The sequence below is a fragment of the Proteus sp. fly-1013 genome (assembly GCF_040140245.1).
Taxonomy (GTDB): Bacteria; Pseudomonadota; Gammaproteobacteria; order Enterobacterales; family Enterobacteriaceae; genus Proteus; species Proteus mirabilis_B.
The window spans coordinates 311,777-326,356 of record NZ_JBEEWD010000002.1 but is presented as its reverse complement, the minus strand read 5'-3'; the positions used below and the strand labels follow the sequence as shown (position 1 = coordinate 326,356).

Below are 14,580 nucleotides of genomic sequence, written 5' to 3'. Positions count from 1 at the left end.
ATTCACTTGTCGCCTAGCTACACCTCGAACTATTTAGAGTAAATTCAGAGTGTATACCCTGTTTATACTCGTCATATTTCAAGTTGTAGCGTTGTTGACTGTGTTCATTCGCACTAGTCACCTAGCTTCATCTCAAACTATTTAGAGCAAATTCAGGGTGTATACCCTGTTTTTAAATGATGCATACAGCATAAATAATCAATCGCTATTGATAAAGTCAAACAGAACAATCTATTTGATAGATTATAGCTATCAGCTTAATACAATAAAGTAGGATTATTTATGACTCCTTGTATAACGATTCATTCTAATCAACTTTGGAAATGAATACTATGCTTGTTAACAAATCGTTACGAATAATATGATAAATTGACTCAGCATCTCTTTGATATATCAAATATAATTCGACAATATGACAAAAAGATGAAATTCAAAATGGCAATTAAATGTATCAGTCATCAAGTTGGTGATGCTGTGCTCTTTCTAGCAATTGTGGATAAAACTGCCAAAAAATCTCACTTAATTCATCGTAATGTGTTTCAAGTACGATATAAGAGCCTGCAAGTGCGCTTAATCGTGGCCTTCTTCTCGCCATTCCTTTCAATGTTTGAGCAATATATGCTTTGTCAGCATAGCGAATTAGCCAAGATTGTGACCATAAATACTCATTAAGCTCTTGAAATTTTTCAGGCGTTTGCCATAAATCTGGTTCAATAATATTTCGAGTCTTGGTGACAAATTCAGTCAACGGTATATCGGGTTCAAACTTTGACCAGTTTAAAGAAAGAAAGTGATCCCAAAAAACGTCTAAGGTAATCGGTGAAACTCGGCGATATTCATCAGGAAATAAAAGGCGAGCTTGTTTGACTAATGGGTGTGTATCAGTGAGTACATCAATACGTCTATGCATACGAATGCCCTCAATAACAGCTTGGCTGTAATCAGAGCTAGGTGCGCCTTTGACGTAATCTGCCATCATATTGCCTAATAGAGAGCTTTTTGCCCTAAAGGCCAGATGTAAGTGAGCAAGATAATTCATCTCATCATCATAGCGCTTTTTGAATAAAAAAGGGCTTCTTTGTTGCACTGATAAGCTGGCAGCACTAGACTAGTCCGCCTGTTTTTTATGAAAGTAGTCGTTTAATTATGCGTGTATCAGACTTTACATTTGAATTGCCAGAAGCCTTGATTGCTCACTATCCTCAACCTCAACGCAGTGGTTGTCGTTTACTCTCTTTAGAAGGTGAGACAGGTGCTTTATCACACGGTATTTTTACCGATGTGTTAGATAAAATAAATGCCGGTGATCTACTGGTTTTTAATAATACTCGCGTGATCCCTGCGCGTATTTATGGCCGTAAAGCGTCAGGCGGTAAAATCGAAGTGTTAGTTGAGCGTATGCTTGATGAACATCGTGTGCTTGCCCATGTTAGAGCCTCTAAATCACCAAAAGAAGGCGCTGCGCTTGTGCTAGGGGAAGATGAAAGTGTACAAGCAACTATGGTTGCGCGTCATGATACACTTTTTGAAATTCGCTTTGATGATGAAAGAGATGTTCTCACCATCTTAAATAGCATTGGTCATATGCCTTTACCTCCTTATATTGATCGCCCAGATGAAGAGTCTGATAAAGAACTTTATCAAACGGTCTATAATGAGCGTCCGGGCGCTGTCGCCGCACCTACTGCGGGATTACATTTTGATGAACCATTACTTCAAGCCTTAAAAGAAAAAGGTGTGGAGATGGCATTTGTTACACTGCATGTTGGTGCTGGTACTTTCCAACCCGTGCGTGTTGATAACATCGAAGAACACACAATGCATTCTGAATACGCAGAAGTACCACAAGAGGTGGTTGATGCTGTATTAGCGTGTAAAGCGCGTGGTAATCGAGTAATTGCAGTGGGTACAACCTCTGTTCGTTCTTTAGAAAGTGCTGCGAAAGCAACAAAAGATGCGTTAATTGCACCTTTCTTCGATGATACCCAAATTTTTATTTATCCGGGTTATCAATATCAAATTATTGATGCATTGATTACGAATTTCCATTTGCCTGAATCAACTTTAATCATGCTGGTTTCTGCTTTTGCAGGGTATAAAAATACCATGAATGCATATAAAGAAGCTGTTGAGCAAGAGTATCGTTTTTTCAGTTATGGTGATGCGATGTTTATTACTCGTAATCCTTTAGCTATCAATGAAAAAGTAGGACAAGAATAAAGATTTATTATTCTTTTTAACGTTTTTCTTCGTTTTATGAATTGTTATTTCAATTTTATTGCTTAATCCCTTTGACTAAGCACGAGTTTTTGTTGAAGTAACATATACAGCCGTCTAACAAATGATTAGAATGTGCTGTTTTTTATTGCGCATTGGACTGTTTTTCTGATGCTTGGAGGATAAGTGAAATACGAATTAGACAAAACCGACGGTAATGCTCGTCGCGGTCGCCTTATTTTTGAACGTGGTGTTGTTGAAACACCTGCATTTATGCCTGTGGGTACTTACGGCACAGTAAAAGGAATGACACCTGAAGAAGTAAAAGCTACAGGTGCACAAATTCTTTTAGGTAACACTTTCCACTTATGGTTACGCCCTGGTCAAGAAATCATGAAATTGCATGGTGATTTACATGATTTTATGCAATGGCAAGGTCCTATTTTAACGGATTCAGGTGGTTTCCAAGTCTTTAGTTTAGGCGCAATGCGTAAAATTAAAGAAGAGGGTGTTCACTTCCGTAATCCTATTAATGGCGAAAAGATTTTCTTAAGCCCAGAAAAATCAATGGAAATCCAATACGATTTGGGTTCTGACATTGTGATGATTTTTGATGAGTGTACGCCATATCCTTCAGATTGGGATTATGCAAAAAACTCAATGGAGATGTCATTACGTTGGGCTAAACGTAGTCGTGCGCGCTTTGATGAACTCAATAACAAAAATTCATTATTCGGTATTATTCAAGGCGGTGTTTACGAAGATTTACGTGATATCTCTGTAAAAGGGCTAGTCGAAATTGGTTTTGACGGTTACGCTGTCGGCGGCCTTGCGGTCGGTGAGCCTAAAGAAGATATGCACCGTATTTTAGAGCATGTCTGCCCTCAAATTCCTGCGAATAAACCGCGTTATTTAATGGGTGTTGGCAAACCAGAAGATTTAGTTGAAGGTGTTCGTCGTGGTATTGATATGTTTGACTGTGTCATGCCAACACGAAATGCACGAAATGGCCATCTGTTTGTAACCGATGGTGTCATTAAAATTCGTAATGCGAAACATCGCTCTGATACATCAACACTTGATGAACATTGTGACTGCTATACCTGTAAAAATTATAGCCGTGCTTATTTACATCATCTTGATCGTTGTAACGAAATTTTAGGTGCAAGGCTGAACACTATTCACAACTTACGTTATTATCAACGTTTGATGGCTGAAATTCGTCAGTCTATTGAAGACTCACGTTTTGAAGAGTTTGTACACGAATTCTACGAACGTATCGGAAAACCCGTCCCACCGCTAAATGGCAGTGCGACTAAGTGTGAATAATGTATACGAGAAAGCCCAATTCTGTGTATGATATTGGGCTTATAACTTGAATATCGTCGATATCGACAACAATGAGGAAAAGTGAATGAGTTTTTTCATTTCTGATGCTGTAGCTTCTGCTGGACAAGCAGCACCTGAAGCTAGCTTTATGTCTATTTTACCGATGTTAGTGATCTTTATTCTGATTTTCTATTTCATGATCCTACGTCCACAGCAAAAACGTACTAAAGAACATCGTAAACTGATGGATTCTATCGGTAAAGGTGATGAAGTTTTAACGACTGGTGGTTTAATTGGTCGTGTTGTTAAGGTTTCAGATAACGGCTATATCGTTGTTGCTCTGAATGAAACAACTGAAGTAACTATCAAACGTGACTTTGTTGCCGCTGTATTACCTAAAGGCACAATGAAAGCTATTTAATAACATTTCCCCAAAGGGAAAAGGGAACTGCCGTGCTAAACCGTTATCCTTTGTGGAAGTACCTGATGTTGATAGCCGCTATCCTCATCGGTCTGCTTTACGCACTTCCTAACCTATATGGTGAGGATCCGGCTGTTCAAATCACTGGCGCGCGGGGAACCGCCGCCAATGAGCAAACACTGGATCAAGTTCGATCTTTATTAGATAAAGAAAAAATTGAAGCGAAATCTATTGCACTTGAAAATGGTGCGATTTTGGCTCGTTTCGGTAATCCTGACATTCAGTTACGTGCCCGTGAAGTGTTGTTGCCTGCATTAGGTGACCAGTTCGTTGTTGCACTTAACCTTGCACCGGCAACACCAAAATGGTTAGAAGCCATTGGCGGTGAGCCGATGAAACTGGGGTTAGACTTACGTGGTGGTGTTCACTTCCTGATGGAAGTTGATATGGAAACTGCGTTAGGTAAGCTTCAGGAACAAAATGTTGAAAGTCTACGTACATTATTACGTGACGAAGGCATTCCGTATTCCTCTATCCGTAAAACGGATAACTATGGTGTTGAAATCCGTTTCCGTAATTCGGATGATCGCTCTAAAGCTTCAGATTACCTAACTCGTCGTAATCAAGATCTCATTTTTAGAGATGGCGCAAATAACTCATTAAGAGCTATTTTTACTGACGAACGTTTACGTGATGCACGTACTTATGCTGTACAGCAAAACATCACTATCTTACGTAATCGTGTTAACCAGTTAGGTGTTGCAGAGCCATTAGTTCAACGTCAAGGCGCTGACCGAATTGTTGTTGAATTACCGGGTATCCAAGATACCGCTCGCGCTAAAGAAATCTTAGGTGCGACAGCAACATTAGAATTCCGTTTAGTCAACACTACCGTTGATCCTTCTGCTTTAGAAACAGGTCGTATTCCGGGCGACTCAGAAGTGAAATATACCCGTGAAGGTAGACCAACTATTCTTTATAAACGCGTTATTTTAACGGGTGACCACATTACTGACTCAACCTCTCAGGCTGATGAATATGGTCAACCTCAAGTGAATATTTCACTTGATAGCGCGGGTGGTTCTATCATGTCTAACTTTACGAAAGACAACGTCGGTAAACCGATGGCAACACTGTTCGTAGAGTATAAAGACAGCGGTAAACGCGATGAGAATGACCGAGCTGTATTGGTTAAAAGTGAAGAAGTTATCAACGTTGCGAATATTCAGAGTCGTTTAGGAAATAGCTTCCGTATTACGGGTATTTCAAATGCGAATGAAGCACGTCAATTATCTCTGTTATTACGTGCTGGTGCGTTGATTGCACCTATTCAAATCGTTGAAGAAAGAACGATTGGTCCAACTTTGGGTCTGCAAAATATTACCCAAGGTTTAGAAGCGTGTTTATGGGGTCTGATTGCGTCAGTTGCCTTTATGATAATTTATTATCGTAAATTTGGTGTGATTGCGAGCACTGCATTAATGGCAAACTTAGTGTTAATCGTTGGGGTAATGTCACTATTACCGGGCGCAACACTGACCATGCCGGGTATTGCGGGTATCGTATTAACACTTGCCGTCGCCGTCGATGCCAACGTACTGATAAACGAACGTATCAAAGAAGAGTTACGTAATGGTCGATCAGTACAGCAAGCAATCCATGAAGGTTATAAAGGTGCCTTCTCCAGTATTATTGATGCGAACTTAACCACATTAATTACAGCTGTGATCCTTTATGCAGTCGGTACCGGCTCAATCAAAGGCTTTGCTATCACAACTGCAATCGGGGTTGCAACATCCATGTTTACCGCTATTGTCGGTACTCGTGCGATTGTAAACCTGCTGTATGGTGGTAAACGCGTTAAGAAACTGTCTATTTAAGGAGCACGTTGTGGCACAGGATTATACTGTTGAACAATTAAACCATGGTCGTAGAGTCATTGACTTTATGCGTTGGGACAACGTCGCCTTTAGTATTTCGTTTCTGCTTTTGATAGCATCAATTGCTATCATTTCCGTGAAAGGATTTAACTGGGGACTGGATTTTACAGGTGGTACAGTAATTGAGATCAATCTCAGTCAACCAGCCGACCTTGATAAAATGCGTGATAGCCTAGATGCAGCGGGCTTTAAAGATCCTCTGTTACAAAACTTTGGTAGCAGCCGCGATATTATGGTGCGTATGCCTCCTGTTGAAGGACAGGCAGGTCAAGAATTAGGTAAGAAAGTTATCGATGTTATTAATGCTGAAGTTGATAACGATGCCGTGGTAAAACGTATTGAATTTGTTGGGCCAAGTGTGGGTAGTGAATTGGCTCAAACAGGTGCTATGGCGTTATTATCTGCACTTATCTGTATTCTTATCTATGTTGGATTCCGTTTTGAATGGCGTTTGGCGCTAGGTGCGGTTATTGCACTTGCGCATGACGTTGTGATAACACTAGGTGTTCTTTCACTGTTCCACATAGAAGTTGACTTAACCATTGTGGCGTCATTGATGTCTGTTATCGGTTACTCACTGAACGATAGTATCGTTGTATCAGACCGTATTCGTGAGAACTTCCGTAAAATTCGTCGAGGAACATCATATGAAATTATGAACGTTTCTCTGACTCAGACATTAAGCCGTACCATCATGACATCAGCAACAACATTACTGGTAGTATTAATGCTGTATATCTTTGGTGGCTCAATGCTAGAAGGTTTCTCTTTAGTTATGTTAATCGGTGTTTCAATCGGTACTATTTCTTCTATTTATGTGGCTTCTGCATTAGCACTGAAAATGGGAATGAAACGTGAACACTTGATTGTACAAAAAGTGGAAAAAGAGGGTGCCGATCAGACAACACTCTTACCATAATAGAGCGTTCTTCTGATAAAACATCGCAAACACCCTGCCAGTGTATACTGACAGGGTGTTTTTTGTTCACTGAACAGGTACACTGTTTATGAGTATTGTCAAAAGTAGGAATAACTATGCATTGCCCATTTTGTGGAGCCGTAGATACCAAGGTAATTGATTCCAGACTTGTTGGTGATGGTTCACAAGTGCGCCGTCGTCGCCAATGTCTTGTTTGTCATGAACGTTTTACTACCTTTGAAGTAGCAGAGTTAGTGATGCCTCGTGTTGTGAAAAGTGATGAAATACGTGAGCCTTTTGATGAAGAGAAACTTCGTCGAGGTATGCTTAAAGCATTAGAAAAACGCCCAGTTAGTTCAGATGATGTTGAAGCTGCGATAAGCCATATCAAATCACAACTAAGAGCGACGGGTGAAAGAGAAATACCTTCAAAAGAAATTGGCAATTTTGTTATGGAACAACTAAAGAAACTCGATAAAGTGGCTTATATTCGCTTTGCTTCTGTCTATCGTAGTTTTGAAGATATTCGTGATTTTGGTGAAGAAATCGCAAAATTACAGGATTAGTATATTAATACTGTGATTTATTTAATGATTTGATAAATAACGATAAATAATAAAATTACATGTAATTATTATGACAAATAACAACAGCAACAACCCAAGTGAAAATGAAAGCCTGCATGATGAACACTATATGCGTCGCGCCATTGAGCTTGCAGCATTAGGTCGCTTTACAACATCGCCTAATCCTAATGTGGGGTGTGTGATTGTAAAAGAGGGTGAGATTATTGGTGAAGGTTATCATCATCACGCAGGTGGTCCTCATGCTGAAGTCAATGCATTAAAAATGGCAGGGGAGAAAGCAAAAGGGGCGACAGCTTATGTCACACTTGAGCCTTGTAGTCACTTTGGTAAAACACCACCTTGCGCTGATGCCTTGATTAATGCAGGTGTAAAACGTGTTGTTGCTGCTATGCAAGATCCTAATCCTCAAGTTGCAGGTCGTGGCTTGCACAAATTATTATCAGCCGGAATTGATGTTTCACACGGTGTTTTAATGCAAGAAGCTGAAAAACTTAACGTTGGGTTTTTTAAACGAATGAGAACAGGCTTCCCTTATATCCAGCTAAAATTAGGTGCATCTTTAGATGGCAAAACGGCATTAGCATCGGGGGAAAGCCAATGGATAACTTCTAAAGCATCTCGTCGAGATGTACAAAATTTCCGAGCTCAAGCGAGTGCTATTTTAACGACAAGTTCAACTGTACTTGCTGACAACCCTTCTATGAATGTTCGTTGGGATGAGCTCTCAGATGAAATCAAAGCTATCTATCCTGAAGAAACGTTACGTCAACCTATTCGTATTATTACTGATAGCCAAAATAGAGTGACTGAAAATCATAAAATTACTCAAATTGAAGGCGAATGCTGGTTGGCGCGTACAAAATCACAGCCAAGTGACTGGCAAGGCGATGTATCAGAAATCCTGTTACCAACGAATGGTAAAAACAGTGGTGTGGATTTAGTTTTATTAATGATGCAATTGGGTAAACGCAATATCAATACCGTATGGGTTGAAAGTGGCGCTCATTTTGCTGGTGCATTATTAGAGGCTGGGCTTGTTGATGAGCTTATTGTTTATATTGCGCCTAAAATTTTAGGGGATGATGCACGAGGATTATTTGCATTTTCTCCACTTTCATCATTATCCGAAGCACCTGAATTTACAGTAGATTCTCTCCAACAAATTAGCTCTGACATCAGAGTTTGTTTAAAACCTCGTTATTAATAGACGCAAATAAGTGTGTCTACGGCGCTATTTGTAGTAAAATGGCGCCGTGTGTGTTATTTCCTGTCGTTACGACATCGTTATCAGCCAACTAAATGCCTTGATTTATCAAGGGTTTTTGGCTCCTTTGCTGTGTAATAATAAAACAGAGCGCAGTAAAGGAAAGAATATGATAAAATCCGCGCCCCGCGGATAGGAGAAAAAGGTAACCTATGAACGTAATCAAAGGTGTTGTCGCGGCGCCAAATGCACGCGTAGCAATTGCAATTGCCCGTTTTAATAACTTCATCAACGACAACCTATTAGATGGTGCGGTTGATGCATTAGAACGCATTGGACAAGTTTCCTCTGAAAATATTACTGTTGTTTGGGTTCCAGGCGCTTATGAGTTGCCATTAACTGTTAAAGCATTAGCAGAAAGCGACAAATACGATGCAGTTATCGCATTAGGTACTGTTATCCGTGGTGGAACCGCACATTTTGAATACGTTGCTGGCGAATGTAGTTCTGGCCTATCTCAAGTTGCAATGCAAAGCGAGATCCCTGTGACTTTTGGTGTATTAACAACTGAAAGCATTGAACAGGCTATTGAACGCGCTGGAACTAAAGCGGGCAACAAAGGTGCTGAAGCGGCAATGACAGCACTTGAAATGATCAATGTACTTAAAGCCATAAAAGGCTAATCATCTGTTTTAACTTAAGGGGAATTTTGTGAAACCTGCTGCTCGTCGTCGTGCTCGTGAGTGTGCTGTTCAAGCTATCTACTCATGGCAATTATCCGGAAATGACATCGCGGATGTGGAATTGGAGTTTTTATCCGAGCAGGATACCCAAGGTGTAGATATTGCTTATTTTCGTGAGCTTTTAGTGGGTGTTGCCATTAATGCAACACGTTTAGATAAGGCAATGGAACCTTATTTATCCCGCCAACTTGAAGAATTAGGTCAAGTTGAAAAAGCAATTTTACGTTTAGCAATGTTTGAACTTAGCTTCCGTGAAGATGTTCCTTACAAAGTTGCGATTAACGAAGCGATTGAACTGGCTAAGGTATTTGGTGCTGACGATAGCCATAAATTTGTTAATGGCGTGCTTGATAAAGCTGCACCAACTGTACGTAAAAAATAACGTTTTTCACGTTTCCTCTATGGTAAATAATTCAAGGCCGGTATTTCCGGCCTTTTGTTTAATAAAGCTAGTCTAGTATGCATAGCTCAATAGGAAATAGATAATGCCTTGTGGTGAATTTTCCCTTATTAAGCAATATTTCACTTCACAGCCTGTAAAACGAAAAGATGTGAGTACAGGAATTGGGGATGACTGCGCAATATTGACGGTACCTGAAAAGCAACAAGTCGCTATTAGTACTGATACTTTAGTGAGTGGTATTCACTTCCTTCCTTCTATCTCACCTGAAGATTTAGCTTATAAAGCACTTGCTGTTAATATTAGTGACTTAGCTGCCGTTGGCGCAGATCCTTCTTGGGCTTCATTAGCTTTAACGCTACCGGATACAAACAGTGAATGGCTTGAGGCATTTAGTCGTTCTTTCTTTGCGTTAGCTGATTATTATGCAATCCAGTTAATTGGTGGTGATACTACTCGTGGCCCTTTAAGTTTAACAATCACAATACAAGGGCTTGTTCCACAAGGAACTGCATTACTTCGTTCTGGTGCTAAAATTGGTGATTGGATCTATGTTACGGGTTTCTTAGGCGATAGCGCAGCAGGGCTTGCTGTATTACAAAATAGATTACAGCCGACAGAAAAAGAACATAGTGATTATTTTGTCGCACGGCATTTGCGCCCGCAGCCTCGTTTACTACAAGGTCAAGCATTACGCCATTTAGCGACATCTGCGATTGATATTTCTGATGGACTTATTTCAGACTTGAACCATATTCTCACAGCCAGTGGTTGTGGTGCTCGCTTAAATTTAGATGCATTACCATACTCGCCAGCGATGAAAGCGGAAGTGAACGAAGAACAAGCAGAGATTTGGGCATTAAGTGGTGGTGAAGATTATGAGTTATGCTTTACGGTACCTGAAATCAATCGTGGTGCTTTAGAGATTGCATTAGCGCATACTGGGGCAGATTTTCATTGTATAGGGCAAATTATGCCAATTGCTGAAGGCATTCGTTATTTACGTGATGGCAAAGATGTTTACCCTAATCTCAAAGGGTTTGATCATTTTAGTGAATCTAACGAGTAACTTCACTTTAATTTAAAGGCGCTTTATTAGCGCCTTTAAGAATATTTTGAAGAGGTAATTACATTAGGTTCTTTCAGCTTTACGTTTAGCAATACGTTCTTTTATGGATACTATATCTAGTACAACACCTTTGTTTGCGCCTGACGTTTTCACTGCAACTCTCGTTTGGGGTTTAACTGAATTATTCATACGAGAGCCTCCTTTTGTTTGCGGAATATTGGTCAAATTATGCTCATGGATAAATGAGGTGTCAACCGATTTGATTTCTCGTTCTAGCTCCTCTTTATCTCTTTCCCGTTCATTATCCATCATCAATATTAATTCACTTAGTTCTTCTTTATTACCACAGTTTTCTTTAATGAGATGGAGAATTTTTTTATTATATTGCTCTATTTTTTCTGAATCCAACCAATTTAGTTTATCAACAATAAGATCTTTTTCTAGCCACTTAATATAATCAAAACCTCCACCAGAACAGCGATCTTTTATAGAGGCTGAATTCATACTTATTTTAATAAAGTGATCACCGTATTTGATGAAATCATAATGTTGGCCATTTATAGTAATTATTTGAATATTATTTATATAGCACTCAATTGCATATTCAGAACCAGATCCAGCACCATAAAAGATATAATTATAGTTTTTCGTTGTAGTCGCACCTTGAAAATAAACAACTTCACCATTTTTTCTATCTACTTCAATAAATTCACAAACATCTTCATCCATATTTGAAAGAATACCTATTAGTGTGGCATATTCTTCATCTACTCCTATTTCATCTCCAATATAAAATGCCAATATAGCTAATATTGCATTTATATAACCAGAATAGAATATAATACTATCATCAAGAACATAAAATTTCTTAAAAGGTGCAGGAGCAGGATTATCATCGCAATCAGTCCATAGCCTATCTGCTGCCACAAATGTTAAATTTTGAGAAATAATTGTAGTCATTACTTGTAATGGTATGATTCAATTTAAAAAGAATTTAATGATTCTATATTGATAAGGAATAAAAGTGAAAATATATTTTATACTTAAATACTTAAATACTTAAATACTTAAATACTTAAATACTTAAATACTTAAATACTTAAATACTTAAATACTTAAATATATTAAAAAGGCGCTTTATTAGCGCCTTTGATGATCTTGATAATATCTAAATCTATGTTTAAAGAGATTATTAATAATCTATTATCTTAGTTCTTTTTCACAAATTCAGACTTCAATTTCATTGGTCCAAAGCCATCAATTTTACAATCAATATTATGGTCGCCTTCCACTAAACGGATACCTTTTACTTTAGTACCAATTTTCAGCATGGTTGAGCTACCTTTGACTTTGAGATCTTTAATCACAGTCACTGAATCGCCATCAGCTAATAAATTACCGTTAGCATCTTTAACCACTAACTCATCGTTATCAACAGTTGGTTCTGCATCGTTCCACTCATGTGCGCATTCTGGGCAAACATACATTGCACCATCTTCATAGGTGTATTCAGAATTGCACTTAGGACAAGAAGGTAATGACATAATAATACTCTCAAATTTTATCAAAATGGGAAGTGATTAATCGTCACAATGAGGATAACACTCGCCCCATAAATTAAAGGACACATTATCATTTAAGAGTGAAAGTTCTAAGCAATCCCCTAAATGGTACTGCCTCTGATAATGCGAAAGGGCAATAGTATAATGGATTTGGTGGAAATTTGCATCTTTCACAGATTATGGCGCAAAGAGTGAGGAAAAGTAGGCTAAATATAGAGAGTTAAATAGAAAATAAAGATAAATAGAAGTGGTTTTAAATATTTTCTAATCTAATGATATTAAAGTAATAACTTTATAAATATAACTAAAAATAAATGCTCCCATCTTAAAAGAGAGCATCATCAATAATAGTGTTAATCTTCTTATTATGATTTTTCAAATTTACTCACCGAACCACGCTCTATAAGTTTGGTATTTGAGTTAATTATGAGTCCAATCTTCGATTCTTAAACCATCAACTCTCTCAAATTCTCTGGTATTATTTGTAACAACGACTAATCCTTTGCTTCTGGCATGTGCTGCTATATGCAAGTCATTATCACCAATGCGTTTACCTTGCTTTTCGAGTGTTGCTCTTATATCACCATAGTGAAAGGCTGCAAGTTCGTCATAGGGTAAAATACTTAGTCTAGAAACAAAATCATTAACAGTCGCTAAATTTTTTGCTGAATTTGAGCTTTTCTCAGCATCATATAGTAGTTCAGCAAGTGTTATTGTTGAAATAGCGAGTTGTTCAACATACTGATTAAATTTTGGTAACAGAAATTCAGGTCTACGTTTAATTGTAAATATAACAATATTCGTATCTAGCAGATATTTAATCATCAAAGGATTCTCTTTCGCTTGTGACTTGATCTGGTCTTTCAGATAAAAAATCATCTGTTACAGACTTTTCAGATAAGAAAAAGCTATCCCATGCATTCTGTATCGGTGTGATAATTCTCTCTTTTCCTTTTACACGAACCACAACGTCTTTTACATCATCTGGAAAACGAGTATCAGCAGGTAAACGAACATTTTGTGTTCTATTGCTCATAAATACTTTGCCATGCTGGATCATAATGATAGCCTCCTCTCAATAACTGCTATATGGCATAAGTATATAGCAGTTTAGAAAGGATACTAAATGAGTTGTATGAAATCTATACTAAAAGTTTTAACACTTTAATGTTAATAGATTATTTTTTATTTTCTATCACCGAACCACGCTCTATAAGTTTGGGTGTAAGAACCAAAACATTGTCATCTGCGTCGATATTTTCCATACGATGTAATAATTGGCTGACAGCAAGTTTACCCAATTCATCTTTAGGTTGGTGAATGGTAGAAAGAGGAGGGATCATATAAGAGGCTAGGTCGATATCGTCATAACCCATGACTGAAATATCATTAGGTACACGCAAACCTTTTTGATAAATAGCTTGATAAGCACCAACAGCCATTGCGTCATTACAGGTAAAAACCGCTTGTGGTAAGACAGAATGTGAGAGTAATTTTTGCATTGCGCTAAACCCACCTGCAAATTCAAAATCACTGGTTAATACAAACTCTTCTCGAACAGTGAGCCCTGCTTTTTGCATTGCATTGTAATAGCCTTGCAAACGATGCTTTGCTGGGAGTTTATCTTGTGGGCCCGCAATACATGCTATTTCAGTAAAGCCTTTTTCAATCAGATAATTGGTGGCGATTTCTCCCCCAAGCAGGGAGTTATCTTGAATAATATCTCCGCCGTATTCAAACGGAGACCAATCCATCATGACCATAGGTAAACGAGGATAACGATTTAGCACTTCATGAGAGGGCGCTCGGGCTTCTGTTGACATCAATAATAAGCCATCGACACGTTTTTGTAGCAACGTTTCAAGGCTACTATCCATACGTTCGTAATCCCCTTCGGTATTACATAAAATTAGGCTATAACCTTTTTCGTAGCAACTACGTTCAACACCACGCACAACTTCTGCATAAAAAGGGTTACTACTGGCTGTCACTAACATACCAATAGTGTGAGTACAGTTCATTTTTAAACTGCGCGCTAAAGCAGAAGGTGCGTAATTTAAGGTTTTGATAGCATCATTAACCTTTTTACGAATACCTTCGCTAACATAACGATTGTTATTGATAACGTGAGAAACAGTTGATGTCGAAACGCCCGCCAAACGGGCGACATCTTTCATTGTTGCCAAAGT

General features: G+C 38.5%; 16 protein-coding genes. 10 read left to right on the top strand and 6 right to left on the bottom strand.

Features of this window, described 5'->3' with window-relative positions:
• Positions 1 to 451 precede the first annotated feature (451 nt).
• Entirely contained in the window at positions 452 to 1,039 is a 588-nt protein-coding gene (locus ABN236_RS05405; RefSeq protein ID WP_088495960.1) for an acyl carrier protein phosphodiesterase, read from the bottom strand.
• Between the two features lie 107 nt (positions 1,040 to 1,146).
• Here ABN236_RS05405 and queA point away from each other — a divergent pair, with 107 nt between their 5' ends.
• The 10 genes from queA (at position 1,147) to thiL (ending at position 10,829) form a co-directional block, all read left to right on the top strand.
• The gene (queA, locus tag ABN236_RS05400) at positions 1,147 to 2,220 is read left to right on the top strand and encodes a tRNA preQ1(34) S-adenosylmethionine ribosyltransferase-isomerase QueA (protein ID WP_194951852.1); all 1,074 of its coding nucleotides are present in this window, start codon (positions 1,147 to 1,149) and stop codon (positions 2,218 to 2,220) included.
• Between the two features lie 183 nt (positions 2,221 to 2,403).
• Positions 2,404 to 3,546: a tRNA guanosine(34) transglycosylase Tgt gene (gene tgt, locus ABN236_RS05395; RefSeq protein WP_036911729.1), complete on the top strand. Its 1,143-nt coding sequence runs from the start codon at positions 2,404 to 2,406 to the stop codon at positions 3,544 to 3,546.
• Between the two features lie 85 nt (positions 3,547 to 3,631).
• Entirely contained in the window at positions 3,632 to 3,967 is a 336-nt protein-coding gene (gene yajC, locus ABN236_RS05390) for a preprotein translocase subunit YajC (protein ID WP_006535133.1), read from the top strand.
• A gap of 32 nt (positions 3,968 to 3,999) precedes the next feature.
• The gene (secD, locus tag ABN236_RS05385) at positions 4,000 to 5,847 is read left to right on the top strand and encodes a protein translocase subunit SecD (protein WP_088493710.1); all 1,848 of its coding nucleotides are present in this window, start codon (positions 4,000 to 4,002) and stop codon (positions 5,845 to 5,847) included.
• 10 nt (positions 5,848 to 5,857) lie between these two features.
• Positions 5,858 to 6,826, top strand: a complete 969-nt coding sequence (gene secF / locus ABN236_RS05380) for a protein translocase subunit SecF (RefSeq protein ID WP_088493709.1) — start codon at positions 5,858 to 5,860, stop codon at positions 6,824 to 6,826.
• Positions 6,827 to 6,942: 116 nt separating this feature from the next.
• On the top strand, positions 6,943 to 7,392 hold the full coding sequence (gene nrdR, locus ABN236_RS05375; protein ID WP_006535128.1) for a transcriptional regulator NrdR: 450 nt from the start codon (positions 6,943 to 6,945) through the stop codon (positions 7,390 to 7,392).
• A gap of 70 nt (positions 7,393 to 7,462) precedes the next feature.
• Positions 7,463 to 8,617: a bifunctional diaminohydroxyphosphoribosylaminopyrimidine deaminase/5-amino-6-(5-phosphoribosylamino)uracil reductase RibD gene (ribD, locus tag ABN236_RS05370; protein WP_349473529.1), complete on the top strand. Its 1,155-nt coding sequence runs from the start codon at positions 7,463 to 7,465 to the stop codon at positions 8,615 to 8,617.
• A gap of 212 nt (positions 8,618 to 8,829) precedes the next feature.
• Positions 8,830 to 9,300: a 6,7-dimethyl-8-ribityllumazine synthase gene (gene ribH / locus ABN236_RS05365; protein WP_069368597.1), complete on the top strand. Its 471-nt coding sequence runs from the start codon at positions 8,830 to 8,832 to the stop codon at positions 9,298 to 9,300.
• Between the two features lie 28 nt (positions 9,301 to 9,328).
• Positions 9,329 to 9,742 carry a transcription antitermination factor NusB gene (nusB, locus tag ABN236_RS05360; RefSeq protein ID WP_006535124.1) on the top strand — a complete coding sequence of 138 codons (414 nt, stop codon included), beginning with the start codon at positions 9,329 to 9,331 and terminating at the stop codon, positions 9,740 to 9,742.
• 103 nt (positions 9,743 to 9,845) lie between these two features.
• Positions 9,846 to 10,829, top strand: coding sequence for a thiamine-phosphate kinase (thiL, locus tag ABN236_RS05355; RefSeq protein ID WP_349473528.1), 984 nt, complete (start codon positions 9,846 to 9,848; stop codon positions 10,827 to 10,829).
• 63 nt (positions 10,830 to 10,892) lie between these two features.
• Here thiL and ABN236_RS05350 read toward each other — a convergent pair whose 3' ends face one another.
• The 5 genes from ABN236_RS05350 to rbsR form a co-directional block, all read right to left on the bottom strand.
• Positions 10,893 to 11,789: a hypothetical protein gene (locus ABN236_RS05350; RefSeq protein ID WP_311755480.1), complete on the bottom strand. Its 897-nt coding sequence runs from the start codon at positions 11,787 to 11,789 to the stop codon at positions 10,893 to 10,895.
• A 248-nt stretch (positions 11,790 to 12,037) separates the two neighbouring features.
• Entirely contained in the window at positions 12,038 to 12,373 is a 336-nt protein-coding gene (locus ABN236_RS05345) for a zinc ribbon domain-containing protein YjdM (protein ID WP_088493703.1), read from the bottom strand.
• Between the two features lie 438 nt (positions 12,374 to 12,811).
• The gene (vapC, locus tag ABN236_RS05340; RefSeq protein WP_349473527.1) at positions 12,812 to 13,216 is read right to left on the bottom strand and encodes a type II toxin-antitoxin system tRNA(fMet)-specific endonuclease VapC; all 405 of its coding nucleotides are present in this window, start codon (positions 13,214 to 13,216) and stop codon (positions 12,812 to 12,814) included.
• Complete coding sequence (vapB, locus tag ABN236_RS05335) at positions 13,209 to 13,451, bottom strand: type II toxin-antitoxin system VapB family antitoxin (protein WP_088493701.1); 243 nt, start codon at positions 13,449 to 13,451, stop codon at positions 13,209 to 13,211. The genes vapC and vapB overlap by 8 nt, the downstream gene beginning before the upstream one ends.
• A 118-nt stretch (positions 13,452 to 13,569) precedes the next feature.
• Complete coding sequence (gene rbsR / locus ABN236_RS05330; RefSeq protein WP_502929611.1) at positions 13,570 to 14,577, bottom strand: ribose operon transcriptional repressor RbsR; 1,008 nt, start codon at positions 14,575 to 14,577, stop codon at positions 13,570 to 13,572.
• Between the last annotated feature and the right edge of the window lie 3 nt (positions 14,578 to 14,580).